Raw genomic sequence first — 15,438 nt, 5'->3', positions numbered from 1 at the left:
CCAGCGCCGGTCTCTTCTGACGCAATCCCCGTCCGCACGGACGCCGCTTCAAAAGGCGGCGCGCAGGCGAAGGGTGGCGATCGGGACCGGACCGCGATCGGCGTTGAAGCCCGGGTTCATGATGAGCTGGAGGTCGAGCGCGGCATTGAGGCCGGGGCCAAGGCTCGCGTCGTAATAGGTCTCGGCCACGATCTCGGGGGCATAGTTCAGGCGGCCGTCGCCCAGGATGAAGCCGATACCGCCGGCGGCGAGGAAGCGGCGCTGCGGCGCGTGCAGACCGCCGACATTCATGGCGAGGCCGATGGTGTCCCCGGCGCGCTCCCAGCGCCAGCCGTTGAGCGCGATACCGCCGGAGACCGACCAGTCCATCTCGGTGAACATGATGTTCTGCGAGCGTCCGTCATTCCAGCCCAGGCGGGCGAAGGCGCCGAGCGTCTCGGTGAATTGCTGCTCCCAGTTCAGCGCCAGCATCGCCTTTGTGCGGTAGGCGCGCAGGCGGTCGGTGTTCTCCTCGCCGGCGCGGAGCGCGCGCGTCAGGTCGCCGTAGCGGGCCGAGCGGCTGCGCGAGATGCCGGCCAGCAGCCGCAGCGCGCCGGGAAAGCGGCCGATGACCCAGAAGCGGTCGACCTCGGCGAGCAGCTGCCAGCCGCGGCCGATGCGCTCGTCGAGCTGGTCGCCGCCCTGGCTGCGGGTTACCTGGAAGCCGCCGAGCCGCGTGGCCCAGCGGCCGTTCTCCCATTCCAGCACGGCGCCATGGGTATAGCCGGCCGGGTCGCTCGCATAGTCGACGGCGCCGGCGCCGACCAGCGCGTAGTTGAGGAATTGGGTGCGCGGCTCATGCGCATAGCGGTTGTTGTCGAAGAAGTCCCAGACCGCGAGCTTGCCGGCGGTGACGGTGATGCGCTCGCGCGCGAGGGGGCCTGCGAAGCGCATCGGGTCGTCGTCCGCGCCGAAGGTGTCGAAGGAGAGGTCGATGGTCTGGCGCAGGAAGAGGCGGGTGATGTTCCAGTCCCAGTTGCGTGTGCCGCCGTGGAAGCTCTCGGTGTTGCTCAGCCCGCCGAGGCCGTGGTTGTCGGAGAAGCCGAAGCCGCGCGTCGGCGAGGGCACGGCAATGACCTCCGCCCCTGGCCAGAGCCGGCGGCCGAGCACGATGTCGATCGTCTGCATCGCCGTGCTGTCGGGTTTGGGGGAGAGGCTGTTCTCGCCGCGGTAGGGCGAGCGGAAGCGGGGATGCGCCTGGATGGTGTTGGTCATCTGGCCGCGCAGGAGCCAGCCCAGCGCCTCGAGCCGGGCGAGCGCCTCCTCGGCGCCCTCGATCAGCGCATCGATGTTGCGGTTCTGGATCGGGCCGGCGACGCCGCGCTGCGCCGCGGCCGGCATGGCGGCGACAAGCGGCGGCAGCGCGACAATGGCGGCGAGCCAGGCGTGCCGCAAGGTCAGTAGCGGTCGGGGACGTAGAGCTCCGGCGGCAGCGTGCGTCGCCCGTAATGCGCGTCGAAGACGCGCTCGGGCAAGGTCACCGGCTGGGTCGGCACCTCCTCGTAGGGGATGCGGGAGAGGAGGCCGACGATGCAGTTCAGCCGGGCCCGCTTCTTGTCGTTGCCTTCGACGATGATCCAGGGCGCCTCCGGGATGGTGGTGTGCTCGAACATCTCCTCCTTCGCCTTGGTGTACTGCTCCCGGCGGATGCGGGACTGCAGGTCCATCGGCGAGAGCTTCCACTGCTTGACGGGGTCGTGGATGCGCATGAGGAAGCGAAGCTGCTGCTCCTGGTCGGAGATGGAGAACCAGTACTTTACCAGGACGATGCCGGAGCGGACCAGCATCCGCTCGAATTCCGGGACGTCGCGGAAGAAATCCTCCACCTGCGCCTCGCTGGCGAAGCCCATGACGCACTCGACGCCGGCGCGGTCGTAGCAGCTGCGGTCGAACAGCACGATCTCGCCGGCGGCCGGCAGGTGCGCGAGGTAGCGCTGGATGTACCATTGCGTCCGCTCGCGGTCCGACGGCGCGGGGAGGGCGACGACGCGGCAGATGCCGGGGTGGTGCGCTGGGTAATGCGCTTGATGACGCCGCCCTTGCCGGCGCAGTCGCGCCCCTCGAAGAGCACGACGACCTTCAGCCCCCGGTGCGCGACCCAGTCCTGCAGCTTCACCGGCTCGCCCTGCAGGCGCAGCAGCTCGCGGAAATAGAGGCCGCGGTCGATGGTGCGGACATGGCGGGCCTGCAGCAGGCGGCGGACCTCCTCCGGCAGGCGCCGGTCGTCGATCTCCTGCTCCAGCTCCTCGTCGAAATCATCCTCGAGCTCCGCCTGCAGCCAGGGCCGCGCAGCCGCTTCCCGGTCCGGCATCCGTCTCGCTCCGCTGTCCGGGTGGAAGATAGCGGAGAAAGGTTGCAGGTCGATGACGTCTGGCCGCCGGCGCGGCGCAGGCCGCTCATGTGGACCGGCCGGTGGCTCCCCCGTCGGCGACGGCGCGATGCGGATGCGCAACATGGCGGCGCTCGTCACCGCCCGGTCCTGACGCGGTAGGGCGAGCCCACGCCGTGTAATGAACCCCATCCGCTGCGCCCGAACCCGGAGGAGGGCAGCGTGCGGCCTAGGTGGACGGGGCAGGGGGACTTCCGAAGCGGCCCGGCCCTGTGGCAGCCTCCGCCGGCAGGGGCTGGGGAGTGGGATGAGCGTCGCGGTCCGGTTCGACGAGGTGGTGAAGGAATTCGGCCCGGTCCGCGTGCTGCACGGCGTCAGCTTCGAGCTGGCGCCGGGGCGGGTCTACGGGCTCCTCGGCGAGAACGGCGCCGGCAAGTCGACGCTGATGAAGATCCTTGGCGGCTACGAGCAGCCGACCGGCGGCGGAATCCTGCTGGACGGCGTGCCGCGGCGCTTCCGCAGCTCGCGCGAGGCGGAGGATGCCGGCATCGTGCTGATCCACCAGGAGTTCAACCTGGCCGAGGATCTCACCATCGCGCAGAACATCTTCCTCGGCCATGAGCTGCGGCGCGGCTGGTGGCTGGACGAGCGGGCGATGCGGGCCGAGGCGGGGCGCGTGCTCGGCCTGGTTGGGCTGCGGCGCGACCCGGATACGCCGGTGCGCCGCCTGATCGTCGCCGAGAAGCAGCTCGTCGAGATCGCGCGCGCCCTGGCGCGGCAGGCGCGCCTGCTGGTGATGGACGAGCCGACCGCAACGCTGACGCCGGGCGAGACCGAGGCGCTGTTCACGCTGATGGCGCGGCTGAAGGCGGAGGGCGTGACGCTGCTCTATATCTCGCACAAGCTCGATGAGGTGGAGCGCGTCACCGACGAGGTGGTGGTGATGCGCGACGGCCGCTTCGTCGCCCGCCGCCCGACGCAGGCGGTGACGCGGCAGGAGATGGCGAGCCTGATGGTCGGGCGGGAGATGTGCGACCTCTTCCCGCCGCGCGATCCGGCGCCGGGGGGCGCGGCGCTGCTCGCGGTGCGCGGGCTGACGGTGCCGGGCTGGGCCGAGGATGTCTCCTTCGAGCTGCGAGCGGGCGAGATCCTCGGCTTCGCCGGGCTGGTGGGCGCGGGGCGGACGGAGCTGTTCGAGGGGCTGCTCGGCCTGCGGCCGGGGAGCGCCGAGGCGGTGACGCTCGAGGGGCGGCCCTTGCGCATCCGCAGCCCGCGCGAGGCGGCGGACCAGGGCCTCACCTATCTGAGCGAGGACCGCAAGGGGAAGGGGCTGCATGTCGCGCTCGGCCTTCGCGAGAACCTCACCCTGATGGCGCTGCGGCGCTACGCCGCGCCCTGGCTCGACCGCGCGGCGGAGGGGCGGGCGCTGGAGGCCGCCGTCGCCGATTTCGGCATCCGCACCGGCTCGACGGCGGTGCGCGCGGCCTCGCTCTCGGGCGGCAACCAGCAGAAGCTGGCGCTCGCCAAGGTGCTGCACCCGGCGCCCAGGGTCGTCGTGCTGGACGAGCCGACGCGGGGCGTCGACATCGGCGCCAAGCGGGACATCTACCTGCTCATCCAGCGGTTGGCGCGCGAGGGGCGGGGGGTGATCGTCATCTCCTCGGAGCTGATCGAGCTAGTCGGGCTGTGCCATCGCGTCGTCGTGATGCGCGGCGGGCGGGCCGTTGCGGATATCGGCCTCGGCCGGCTGACCGAGGAGGAACTCATCGCCCATGCAACGGGAACACGCCATTAGGCTGCGGCTCGCCGGACTCGGCCCGATCCTCGGGCTGGTGCTGCTCTGCATCGCCGGCGCGCTGCTGAACCCGGACTTCCTCTCGCTCGGCAATGCGATGAACGTGCTGACGCGCACCGCCTTCATCGGCATCATCGCGGTGGGGATGGGCTTCGTCATCATCTCGGGCGGGATCGACCTCTCGGTCGGGTCGATGGCGGCGCTGATCGCGGGCGCCGTCATCCTGGTGATGAACGCGCTCGGCGCGCAGGGCTTCGGGCCGGTCGTGGCGGTCGCCACCGGCATGGGCTTCGCGGTGGTGCTGGGCGCGGCCTTCGGCCTCATCCACGGGATGCTGATCACGCGGGGCTCGATCGAGCCCTTCATCGTAACGCTGGGGACGCTCGGCATCTTCCGCGCCGTGCTGACCTGGCTGTCGGATGGCGGCGCCATCATGCTCGACAACGACCTGGCCGATGCCTACAGCCCGGTCTACTACGCCGCGCTGCTCGGCATCCCGGTGCCGATCTGGGTCTTCGCCGTGGTGGCGCTGCTCGGCGGGCTGGTGCTGAACCGCACGGCCTATGGGCGCTACGTGCAGGCCATCGGCTCCAACGAGCAGGTGGCGCGCTATGCGGCAGTCGATGTCGACCGGGTGAAGCTGATCACCTACGGGCTGCTCGGCGCCTGCGTCGGCATCGCAACCCTCCTCTACGTGCCGCGCCTCGGCTCCGCCTCGCCGACCACCGGCCTGCTCTGGGAGCTGGAGGCGATCGCGGCGGTGATCGTCGGCGGCACGGCGCTGAAGGGCGGCTCGGGCAGCGTGCTCGGCACGGTGGTGGGGGCGGTGCTGCTCTCGGTGATCGGCAACATCCTGAACCTCACCAGCATCATCTCCGTCTATCTCAATGCGGCGGTGCAAGGACTTGTCATCATCGCGGTCGCCTTCCTGCAGCGCCGGCGCTGACGCGGGCCTTGATGCGGCGCCGCGGGCGATGCTCAACTGGCGCCAACCAGAGACGGGAGAAAAACGGCCCCATGTCCATGCTCATCGGCCGGCGCCTGCTCGCCGGCGCCGCAGCAGTGCTCGCCGCGCCGGGCCTCGCGCGGGCGCAGGGGACGGTCAATCTCGGCGTCGCCATCCCGACCGCGACGCACAGCTTCACCGCCGCCATCGTGTGGTGGGCGAACAAGGCGAAGGCGGATCTCGAGGCAGCGCACCGCGACCTCAAGGTCACCGTCAAGACCGCCGCCAATGCAGGCGAGCAGGCGAACCAGCTGCAGGACCTGGTCACCGCCAACCGGATCAACACGCTGGTGATCTTCCCCTTTGAGTCGGGCGCGCTGACGCGGCCGGTGGCGCAGGTGAAGGGGCGCGGCGTCTACGTCACGGTGGTGGACCGCGGCCTGACCGACACGGCGGCGCAGGATGCCTATGTCGCCGGCGACAACACCGCCTTCGGCCGCGTGCCGGCGGAGTACATCGCCAAGGCGCTCGACGGGCGTGGCAATGTCGTGGCGCTCCGTGGCATAGCCACGACGCTCGACAACGAGCGGATAGACGCCTTCAACGCCGTCCTCAAGGGCCATCCGGACATCAAGCTGCTCGATGCCCGCTACGCCAATTGGAACCGCGACGACGCCTTCCGCGTGATGCAGGACTACCTGACGCGCTTCCGCCAGATCGACGCCGTCTGGGCGGCGGATGACGACATGGCGGTCGGCGTGCTGCGCGCCATCGACCAGGCGAAGCGGACGGACATCAGGCTGGTCTTCGGCGGGGCTGGGGCGAAGGGGATGATCAAGACGCTGATGGACGGCAGCGACCCGCGCATCCAGGCCAATGTCTCCTACTCGCCGAAATTCATGTACGACGCCATCAGGCTCACCGCCGAGGCGCGGCTGAAGGGCGAGCGGCTGCCGCCGACCACGATCATCCCCTCGGTACTGATCACGCGGGAGAATGCGAAGGACTTCTACGTCCCGGACTCGCCCTTCTGATGATGCGCACGGTCAGGGGTCCGGCGGTCTTCCTCGCCCAGTTTGCCGGCGATGCGGCGCCCTATGACAGCCTGCCCAGCCTCGCGCGCTGGGCGGCGGGGCATGGCTACAAGGGCGTGCAGGTCCCGAGCTGGGATGCGCGGCTGATCGACCTCGAGAAGGCCGCGGAGAGCCGCGACTACTGCGACGAGCTCCGCGGCACGCTCAGCGAGGCCGGGGTGGAGCTCACCGAGCTGACGAGCCACCTGCAGGGCCAGCTCGTCGCCGTGCACCCCGCCTACGACCTCGCCTTCGACGGCTTCGCTCCGCCGGAGCTGCGGGGCAAGCCGCAGGCGCGGCAGGACTGGGCGGTGCGGCAGCTGCGGCTGGCGGCGAAGGCTTCGCGCAACCTCGGCCTTGCGGCCCATGGCACCTTCTCCGGCGCGCTGGCCTGGCCCTTCGTCTATCCCTGGCCGCAGCGGCCGGCCGGGCTGGTGGAGGAGGCCTTCGACGAGCTGGCGCGGCGCTGGCGGCCGATCCTCGACGCCTTCGAGGAGGCGGGCGTCGACCTCTGCTACGAGATCCATCCCGGCGAGGACCTGCATGACGGCGTGACCTTCGAGATGTTCCTCGAACGGCTCGGCGGGCATCCGCGCTGCAACATCCTCTACGACCCGAGCCACTTCGTTCTTCAGCAGCTCGACTACCTCGCCTATCTCGACATCTACCACCCGCGCATCCGCATGTTCCACGCGAAGGACGCGGAGTTCCGGCCGAACGGGCGGGGGGGCGTCTATGGCGGCTTCCAGCCCTGGGCGCAGCGGGCCGGGCGGTTCCGCTCGCTCGGCGACGGGCAGGTGGATTTCGGCGCCGTCTTCTCGAAGCTCTCGCAATACGGCTTCGACGGCTGGGCGGTGCTGGAATGGGAGTGCTGCATCAAGGACAGCGAGCAGGGCGCGGCGGAAGGGGCGCCCTTCATCGCCCGGCACATCATCCAGGTGGCGGCGCGGGCCTTCGACGATTTCGCGGCGAGCGGCGCCGATGCGGCGACCAACCGCCGCCTGCTCGGGCTCGGCTGAGATGGCGCGGCGACTGCGCCTCGGCATGGTGGGCGGCGGGCAGGGCGCCTTCATCGGCGCGGTGCACCGCATCGCCGCACGGCTCGACGACCGTTACGAACTGGTGGCGGGCGCACTCTCCGCCGATGCGGACCGGGCGCGGGAAAGCGCGGCGGCGCTGCACATCGCGCCCGACCGCGCCTATGCCGATTTCGCGGCAATGGCGGAGCGCGAAGCGGCGCGCGAGGACGGCATCGACGTCGTCGCCATCGTCACGCCGAACCACATGCATGCCGCGCCCGTCCGCGCCTTCGCCGAACGCGGCATCCATGTGATCTGCGACAAGCCGCTGACCCACAGCCTCGAGGATGCGCTGGTGCTGGAGCAGGTGGTGCGGCAGTCCGGCATCGTCCTCGGCCTGACGCACAACTACACCGGCTACCCGATGGTCCGGCAGGCGCGGGAGATGGTGGCGGCCGGCGAGATCGGCGCCATCCGCGTGGTGCAGGCGGAGTATCCGCAGGGCTGGCTCGCCACGCCGCTCGAGGAGACGGGGCAGAAGCAGGCCGCCTGGCGCACCGACCCGGCGCGCTCCGGCGCCGGCGGCAGCATCGGCGACATCGGCACCCATGCCTTCAACCTGGCGGAATTCGTCTCCGGCCTCGCCTGCGAGAGCCTGGCGGCGGAGCTGACCAGCTTCGTCCCCGGAAGGCGGCTGGACGACGATGCGCGGATGCTGCTGCGGTTCGCGGGCGGCGCGCGGGGGATGCTGTGGTCCTCCCAGGTCGCGCTCGGCCATGAGAACGGGCTGCGGCTCAGGCTCTATGGCGAGCGCGGCAGCCTCGCCTGGGCGCAGGAGGAGCCGGAAGGGCTGGTCCATGCCCCGCTCGGCGAGGCGCCGCGGCTGCTGCGGCGCGGCGGGCCGGCGGCATCGCCGGCGGCGGGGAATGCCAGCCGCATCCCGGGCGGCCATCCCGAAGGCTATCTCGAGGCCTTCGCCCAGCTCTACCGCGACCTCGCCGAGCAGGTCACCGCCCGGCTGGAGCATCGCGCGCCGGACCCTGCCGCGCTGCTCGTGCCGGGCCTGGCGGAGGGGGTGCGCGGCATGCGCTTCATCGCGGCGGCGGTGGAGTCCAGCCGGCGCGATGCGGCCTGGGTTCCGCTCGCGGGCTGACGCCGGGGCGCGCCGCGAGGCAGGGCGGCCGGTTGACCGCAGATGAAGCCCGTGTTGCTTCCCATGGCGGCCGGGGGCGCATGCCCGGCGGCAACCGACCCGATCATGGGGCGGCGCCGCACCGGCCGCGGAGTTGGAGGACGACCCGACCATGAAGCCTTTCCTGCTGGCCGCCGCCATCCTGGCCGGCGCGCACGGCCTCGCCCCGGCCGCCGGGGCCGCCACGCTCGACACGGTGAAGCAGCGCGGCATCCTTGCCTGCGGCGTCTCGACCGGCTTCACCGGCTTCTCCGCGCCGGACAGCCAGGGCAGCTACCGCGGCCTCGATGTCGACTACTGCCGCGCCATCGCCGCCGCCGTGCTAGGCGACGCGGCCAAGGTGCGCTTCGTGCCGCTCACCGCGCAGAACCGCTTCACTGCGCTGCAATCCGGCGAGATCGACGTGCTGCTGCGCAACTCCACCCAGACCTTCCTGCGCGACGCCTCGATCGGCCTGCATATCGGGCCGGTGAATTTCTACGACGGCCAGGGCTTCGCCGTGCGGCGCGACGCGGGCGTCGCCAAGGTCGCCGACCTCAACGGCGCGACGGTCTGCGTCGCCCAGGGCACGACGCATGAGGTGACGCTCGGCGACACGGCGCGGGCGTGGAACATCCGCTTCCAGCCGGTGGTCTTCGAGCGGCCGGACACGATGTACACCGCCTTCTTCGCCGGCCGGTGCGACGCGATGACGCAGGATGCCTCGGCGCTCGCCGCCGCCGTCAGCGTCGCGCCCAACCCGGCCGACTACATGATGCTGGCCGAGACCATCTCGAAGGAGCCGCTCGGCCCCTATACCCGCAACGGCGACGACCAGTGGTCCAACATCGTCGCCTGGGTGCATTACGGCCTGGTCGAGGCCGAAGAGCAGGGCGTGACGGCGGCCAATGCCGAGGAGCAGGCCCGCGGGGCGAACCCGGTGGCGCAGCGGCTGCTCGGCACCAGCGGCGAATTCGGCTCCCGCCTCGGGCTCGACAACCGCTGGATGCTGAACGCCATCAAGGCGGTCGGCAATTACGGCGAGATCTTCGAGCGCAATGTCGGCGCCGGCAGCCCGCTCAGGCTGCAGCGCGGCCTGAACGGGCTGTGGAACGGCGGCGGGCTGATGTACGCCATCCCCTACCGCTGACGGGGCGGTTGACGGCGGCGCCCGGCCGCCCGACGCTGTGCGGCGAGGGAGGGCGTGACCATGCGGATCACACCGAACGACGCCGCACTCGGCGCCCGGGTGGAGGATGTCGACCTGGCGCAGCCATTGCCGGCCGAGGCGCGCCGCACGCTGCTGCGCGCGCTCGGCCGGCACGGGGTGCTCTGCTTCCCCGGCCAGGACCTCGATGCGCCGCAGCTCGCCGCCTTCGGCAGCCGCTTCGGCACGCTCGAGGTGAACGTCGCCAACCTGTTCCATGCCCCAGGCCATCCGGAGGTGATGATCCTCTCGAACCGCCGGGATGCCGAGGGCAGGCCGGTCGGGCTGAACGATGCCGGCCAGGGCTGGCACACCGACATGTCCTATTCGACCGAGATCGCCCTGGCCAATGTGCTGCATGCGAAGGAGGTGCCGCAGCGCGACGGAAGGCCGCTCGGCGGCACCCAGTTCCGCAACATGCACGCCGCCTATGACGACCTGCCCGCCGAGGTGGTGGAGCGGCTGGAGGGCCGCGCCGCCATCCACGACTTCGAGAAGTTCTGGGACATGATGCGCCAGCGCCCCGGCAGCATTCGCGGCCCGCTGACCCCGGCGCAGCGGGCGAGGAAGCCGCCGGTGGCGCAGCCCGTCTTCCGCATCCACCCCATCACCGGGCGCCGCGTGCTCTACTGCAACCCGGGCTACGCGGTGCGGATCGAAGGGCTGGAGCCGGGCGAGAGCGACGCGCTGCTGGAATACCTTTTCCGCCACCAGGCGCAGCCGAAATACCTCCACAGCCATGCCTGGACGCCGGGCGACCTGCTGATGTGGGACAATATCGGCACCACCCACAACGCCGTCGCCGACTATGCCGCCGACGAGCCGCGCTTCATCCTGCGGGTGCAGGTGATGGCGACGCTCGACTACGCCGCGCTGGCCGCCTGAGATGAAGCTCGCCAGCTTCGAGGACGGGGGCGGGACGCGGGTGGGCGCCGTGCTGGGCGAGGCCGTGGTGCCGCTGCAGCCCGCGCTCGACGCCGCCCGCGCCGCCGCCGGCCAGCCGCCGGAGCGCCTGCCGGACGGCATGGCCGGCCTGCTCGCCGCCGGCGAGGCCGCTCTGGTCGCCGCCGCCCGCGCCCTCGCCTTCGCGGCGCGGCCGGAGCAGGCGGCGCTGCGCCGCCCCTTGAGCGCGGTGAGGCTGCGCGCGCCGCTGCGGCCGGGCAAGATCATCGGCGTCGGCCGCAACTATGCTGAGCATGCGAGGGAGGTCGGCGGGCCCGCCCTCGCGGCGCCGCGGCTCTTCCTGAAGCCGGGTTCCTCCGTCTGCGGCCCGGGCGACGTGGTCCGCATCCCGCCCGCCGTCGCCAAGCCGGACTGGGAGGTGGAGCTCGGCGTTGTCATCGGCCGTGCCGCCTGGCAGGTGAGCGAGGGCACCGCGCTCGACCATGTCGCCGGCTACACCGTGCTGAACGACATCTCGGCGCGCGAGCTCCAATTCGACCAGCCGCTGCCGATGACCAGCTTCGCCAAGGGGCTGGACGGCTTCTGCCCGCTCGGCCCCTGGCTCGTCACCGCCGAGGAGGTGGGCGAGCCCTGGCAGCTCGGCCTGCGCTGCTGGCTGAACGGGGAGCTGGTGCAGGAGGGCAATACCCGCGACCTGATCGCCAGCGTCGCTGGGCTGATCGCCCATGTCTCGCGCTACATGACGCTGGAGCCGGGCGACGTGATCGCCACCGGCACGCCCTCCGGCTCCGGCCATTTCCGCCGGCCGCCGCGCTACCTCCGCCCCGGCGACCGGATGCGGCTGGAGGTGGAGCGCGTCGGCGTGCTGGAGCACGGGATCGGATGATGCGGCGATGGATCGCGGCGGCGCTGGCGGCCCTCGCCACCGGCACGGCGCAGGCGCAGCCCAGGGCGCCCGGCAGCGACTATCCGTCCCGCCCCGTGCGGGTGATCGTGGCGCTCGCCCCGGGCGGCAATGCGGACATCAACGCCCGCCTCGTCGCCGGGCAGCTCGGCGCGCAGCTCGGCCAGCAATTCCTGGTGGAGAACCGTCCCTCCGGCGGCGGCACCGTGGCCTTTGAGACGCTCGCGGCCGCGCCGCCCGACGGCTACACGCTGCTGGTCGGCGCGCTCGGCTCGCATGCGCTGAACATCGGCCTCTATGGCGAGCGCCTGCGGGTCCATCCGCTGACCGGCGCCGACCACATCACCATCTCAAGCCATTCGGCCATCGCCGTCGCCGTACATCCCTCGCTGCCGGTGCGGACGCTGGCGGAATTCGCCGCGCTGCTGCGGGCCAATCCCGGGCGCTACGACTACGGCTCCTCCGGCAACGGCACCACCGGGCACATCGCCGGCGCCATGCTGGTGCAGCTGCTCGGCGTCGAGGCGCAGCACGTGCCCTATCGCGGCTCGGCGGCCGCCTTCGCCGACCTCGCCGCCGGGCGCACCGCCTTCCAGGCCGACACCATCTCCTTCCTCGCCGAGCCGCTCAAGGCGGCGACGGTGCGCGGCCTCGTCATCGCCACGCCCGGGCGCTCCCCGCTCGCGCCGGATCTGCCGACCAGCGCCGAGGCCGGCCTGCCCGCCTACCAGGCGACGACCTGGACGCCCTGGTCGGCGACGCTCGGCACCCCCGGCCCGATCCGCCAGTTCCTCTACGAGCAGATCGCCGAGGCGCTGCGCGAGCCCGCGGTGCGGGACCGCCTCACCGGCCTCGGCAACACCATCCCGGAGGGGATGACGCCGGAGCGGACCCGTGCCTTCATCGCCTCCGAAATCGACCGGTGGGTGCCGATCGTGCGCGCCACCGGCGCCAGGGTGGATTGAGCCATGTCCCGCATCCTTCGCCTCGCCGCCGCGCAGATGGGCCCCAACCAGCGGGCCGACAGCCGCGAGGCCATCCTCGCCCGCATGATCGCGCTGCTGGAGGGCGCCGCGCGGGAGGGCGCGCAGCTCGTCGTCTTCCCCGAGCTCGCCTTCACCACCTTCTTCCCGCGCTGGCTGCTGGAGGGGGCGGAGCTCGACGGCTATTTCGAGCGCGCCATGCCGAACCCGCAGGTGCAGCCGCTCTTCGACCGGGCGCGGGCGCTCGGCACGGGGATGTATCTCGGCTATGCCGAGCTGACGCCGGAGGGGCGGCGCTTCAACAGCGCCGTCACCACCGGGCCGGACGGGGCGGTGCTGGCCAAGTACCGCAAGGTGCACCTGCCGGGCTCGGTGGAGCCGCGCGCGGGCGACCGGTTCCAGCAGCTCGAGAAGCGCTATTTCGAGTATGGCGACCTCGGCTTCCCCGCCTTCCGCGGCCCGGCCGGCTGGGGCGCGCCGGCGATGGGCATGCTGGTCTGCAACGACCGCCGCTGGCCGGAGGCCTGGCGCGTCTACGGCCTGCAGGGCGTGGAGCTGATGGTGATGGGCTACAACTCCGCCGCCTACGACCCGAATGGCGGCCGGACCGAGAACGAGGAGATCCGCACCTTCCACTCCACCCTCGCCGTGCAGGCCAATGCCTATATGAACGCGACCTGGGCGGTCTCCGTGGCCAAGGCGGGCAACGAGGACGGCTCCGGCCTCATCGGCGGGTCCTGCATCATCGACCCGAACGGGGTGCTGCGGGCGCAGGCGAAGACGCTGGGCGACGAGCTGCTGGTCGCCGATTGCGACCTCGACCTCTGCTGCCAGGGCAAGGAGAAGATGTTCAACTTCGCCGCCCATAGGCGGCCGGAGCATTACCGCCGCATCGTCGACCAGGTGGGCGCCGAGCCGCCGCCGTGACCATCCCCCCCGACTGGAGGAGCCGGCCCGGCGTGATCCGGCCCCGCCGCGGGATTGCTCAGTTCGACGCCATCATCCGGAGGCCGAGCGCCGTCAGCACCACGCCGAAGAGGCCGTCGAGCAGGCGGCGGGTGCGCCGGAACACGGCGGCGATGGCGGCGGCCGAGAGCATCCAGGCCAGGGCGCCGTGCCAGAGGATCGAGAGCAGCACGGCGCCCGCGACCGCAACCGCCGCGGTGCCGGGCGCCGTCCCGGCGCCGAGGAACAGGCCTGACAGCGACACCCAGAAGACGCCGGCCTTCGGGTTGAGGAGCATGAGCCCCGCGCCCCGCCAGAAGCCGGTGCCCGTGCGGGCCGGCGCGGCCTCCGGCGGCGGCTGCCCGGCCGCCGTGCCGCGCAGCGCGGCGCGCAGGGACATGACGCCGAGATAGAGCAGGAACGCCCCCCCGCCGAGCCGCAGCGCGGCGGCGAAGATCGGATGCTGGGCAGCCAGCGCCGACACCCCGAGGACCGCGGCGACGGCCCAGGCCACCTCGCCCGCGGCAAGCCCGAAGGCGGTGCCGAGGGCGCGCCGCCTGCCTTCGCGCAGCGCCGTCCCGGCGATCAGCGCGAAATTCGGGCCGGGGCTGACGAGGGCGAGGAGAAATGCCGCCCAGAACGCGGCGAGGAGCGGGACGTCGAGCATGGCCGATGCTAGGTCGGGCGCCGAGGCCGAGGCAACGGCCAAGGCCCGGGAAGCGCCCCCTGGGCGATGCGCCTGGGCGCGGATGGCGGCTATGGTGGGAACCGAGGCGACGGTCCGCCGGCGCGAAGCGGGCCCGGCCCGCCGCATCCCGCCCCATGCCGCGGGCGATGCGGGCGCCCGGGGAGAACCATGGCATGCGCGACCTCCGCAGTCCCCTTCGCGCGATCGGGCCCTGCCGCGATGACGCATGATGCAGCAGGCCCCGGCATCCTCCGCACGCCAGACGGGCGCTACTTCGTCATGCGCGGACGGCTGTGGCGGCTGAGCAACCCGGCGCTCCACCCAGGCGAGCGCGAGCGGCTCGTGCATGAGCTGATGACCGCGCGCCGGGCCGTCCGCGACGCGAAGGGCGATGCCGATGCGCTCCGTGCCGCGCGGGCGAGCGTCGATGCGGCGAAGCGGGCGCTCGGCGAGCGCGGGCCGCCCTGGTGGGAGGACGGCGCCCCGGACTACAACAGGCGCATGGTGGCGAACACGCCCTATGCCGGCTGGTTCAGCGCCGTCACCGCGAAGGACGCCGGCTGATCCGGCCTGCGGCCCTGCGAGAAGGCAGGCTCGGCCAGCCCCGCCGGCCGCCACCCCACCCAGATCCGTGCTGAGCCGGGCGTCCCGCCCGGGAGGCTCGTTGGCTAACCTGCAGGCTCCGCGCACAAGCAGGCGACGATCCGGACGACCCCAGGATCGGGCCATATGGCGCCTCCCGTTCGCCCGGCTCGCGGACCGCGCCGCAGCCTGTTGTCCGGGCGAGCGGCCACCCTGGTCGGGTGGCCCCATCCGGCCGGGGATTGCACTGGGGCAAACTCGCGTCGGTGCCCCGCCTGATAGAAGGTTGCCGGTTCGAACGCCAGGCTGGAGCGGCTTCCGTGAGCCAGGGCGAACGGCAACCGCCTAACTCGGCGGCGGCGCCACCGGCAGCGAGGCCGCATAGGGCTCGATCCTGAGGCTCTCGCTGCGGAGGATCGCCACCTGCCCGGTCGCCGCGAATCGCGTCCCTCCATCCGGCGCCCGCCCGACCGCATAGCGCCAAGCGGTGATCTGCCCCTCGGCGACCAGCGCCCGGGCGATTCGCTCCACCGCGGGTCCGCTGCCGAGCCGCGCCAGCTCCGCCTCGGTCAGCCCGATCGTCACCTCGTCCCGCGGCCCGATCACCTTGAACAGGCTGACTCCGGCCCCCTGGGCCAGGGCAAGGCCCGGCGCCGCCGCCAGCAGCGCCAGGGCCGCCAGCCCCCGTCTTCTCCGCATGCCATCCTCCCTCGATGCCCGCGGAAGGATGCGCAGCCGGATCGCCCGCGGCAACCCGCGGGAGGGAGACTCGCCGCGGCAAGCCTGTGGATAGCGGGGATCACGGGGATGGAAGCCGGATGAGGCTTGACCGACTCACCCGGAATGACCGCTTA

The 15,438-nt window shown here is 72.1% G+C and carries 14 protein-coding genes and 1 pseudogene; 11 read left to right on the top strand and 4 right to left on the bottom strand.

Annotation, left to right across the window (positions count from 1 at the left end):
- Nucleotides 1–48: 48 nt before the first annotated feature.
- Entirely contained in the window at nt 49–1,434 is a 1,386-nt protein-coding gene (locus AC5JJ1_RS02690; RefSeq protein WP_495783575.1) for a carbohydrate porin, read from the bottom strand.
- 2 nt (nt 1,435–1,436) lie between these two features.
- Nucleotides 1,437–2,350 (bottom strand): annotated as a pseudogene (ppk2, locus tag AC5JJ1_RS02685) (polyphosphate kinase 2).
- A gap of 325 nt (nt 2,351–2,675) precedes the next feature.
- On the opposite strand from ppk2, the gene AC5JJ1_RS02680 reads away from it, so the two are divergent.
- The 10 genes from AC5JJ1_RS02680 (at nt 2,676) to AC5JJ1_RS02635 (ending at nt 13,296) form a co-directional block, all read left to right on the top strand.
- Nucleotides 2,676–4,163: a sugar ABC transporter ATP-binding protein gene (locus tag AC5JJ1_RS02680; RefSeq protein ID WP_495783574.1), complete on the top strand. Its 1,488-nt coding sequence runs from the start codon at nt 2,676–2,678 to the stop codon at nt 4,161–4,163.
- Entirely contained in the window at nt 4,141–5,109 is a 969-nt protein-coding gene (locus AC5JJ1_RS02675; RefSeq protein ID WP_495783573.1) for an ABC transporter permease, read from the top strand. The genes AC5JJ1_RS02680 and AC5JJ1_RS02675 overlap by 23 nt, the downstream gene beginning before the upstream one ends.
- Before the next feature lie 71 nt (nt 5,110–5,180).
- Nucleotides 5,181–6,143, top strand: coding sequence for a substrate-binding domain-containing protein (locus tag AC5JJ1_RS02670; protein WP_495783572.1), 963 nt, complete (start codon nt 5,181–5,183; stop codon nt 6,141–6,143).
- The gene (locus AC5JJ1_RS02665; protein WP_495783571.1) at nt 6,143–7,201 is read left to right on the top strand and encodes a sugar phosphate isomerase/epimerase family protein; all 1,059 of its coding nucleotides are present in this window, start codon (nt 6,143–6,145) and stop codon (nt 7,199–7,201) included. The genes AC5JJ1_RS02670 and AC5JJ1_RS02665 overlap by 1 nt, the downstream gene beginning before the upstream one ends.
- On the top strand, nt 7,164–8,354 hold the full coding sequence (locus AC5JJ1_RS02660) for a Gfo/Idh/MocA family protein (protein ID WP_495783570.1): 1,191 nt from the start codon (nt 7,164–7,166) through the stop codon (nt 8,352–8,354). Before AC5JJ1_RS02665 ends, AC5JJ1_RS02660 begins: the two co-directional genes overlap by 38 nt.
- A gap of 151 nt (nt 8,355–8,505) precedes the next feature.
- Nucleotides 8,506–9,522, top strand: coding sequence for an amino acid ABC transporter substrate-binding protein (locus AC5JJ1_RS02655; protein WP_495783569.1), 1,017 nt, complete (start codon nt 8,506–8,508; stop codon nt 9,520–9,522).
- A gap of 60 nt (nt 9,523–9,582) precedes the next feature.
- Nucleotides 9,583–10,464, top strand: coding sequence for a TauD/TfdA dioxygenase family protein (locus AC5JJ1_RS02650; RefSeq protein ID WP_495783568.1), 882 nt, complete (start codon nt 9,583–9,585; stop codon nt 10,462–10,464).
- A gap of 1 nt (nt 10,465) precedes the next feature.
- The gene (locus AC5JJ1_RS02645) at nt 10,466–11,368 is read left to right on the top strand and encodes a fumarylacetoacetate hydrolase family protein (RefSeq protein WP_495783567.1); all 903 of its coding nucleotides are present in this window, start codon (nt 10,466–10,468) and stop codon (nt 11,366–11,368) included.
- A complete protein-coding gene (locus AC5JJ1_RS02640) occupies nt 11,365–12,351 on the top strand; it encodes a Bug family tripartite tricarboxylate transporter substrate binding protein (RefSeq protein WP_495783566.1) in 987 nt (328 codons plus the stop codon). The genes AC5JJ1_RS02645 and AC5JJ1_RS02640 overlap by 4 nt, the downstream gene beginning before the upstream one ends.
- A gap of 3 nt (nt 12,352–12,354) precedes the next feature.
- A complete protein-coding gene (locus tag AC5JJ1_RS02635) occupies nt 12,355–13,296 on the top strand; it encodes an N-carbamoyl-D-amino-acid hydrolase (protein WP_495783565.1) in 942 nt (313 codons plus the stop codon).
- 58 nt (nt 13,297–13,354) lie between these two features.
- Here AC5JJ1_RS02635 and AC5JJ1_RS02630 read toward each other — a convergent pair whose 3' ends face one another.
- On the bottom strand, nt 13,355–13,981 hold the full coding sequence (locus AC5JJ1_RS02630; protein WP_495783564.1) for a LysE family translocator: 627 nt from the start codon (nt 13,979–13,981) through the stop codon (nt 13,355–13,357).
- A 240-nt stretch (nt 13,982–14,221) separates the two neighbouring features.
- On the opposite strand from AC5JJ1_RS02630, the gene AC5JJ1_RS02625 reads away from it, so the two are divergent.
- Entirely contained in the window at nt 14,222–14,566 is a 345-nt protein-coding gene (locus AC5JJ1_RS02625) for a hypothetical protein (protein WP_495783563.1), read from the top strand.
- A 363-nt stretch (nt 14,567–14,929) separates the two neighbouring features.
- Here AC5JJ1_RS02625 and AC5JJ1_RS02620 read toward each other — a convergent pair whose 3' ends face one another.
- Complete coding sequence (locus tag AC5JJ1_RS02620) at nt 14,930–15,283, bottom strand: hypothetical protein (RefSeq protein ID WP_495783562.1); 354 nt, start codon at nt 15,281–15,283, stop codon at nt 14,930–14,932.
- Nucleotides 15,284–15,438 lie beyond the last annotated feature (155 nt).

The sequence above is a fragment of the Belnapia sp. genome (genome assembly GCF_059504005.1).
This window is presented reverse-complemented; position numbering and strand designations above follow the sequence as displayed.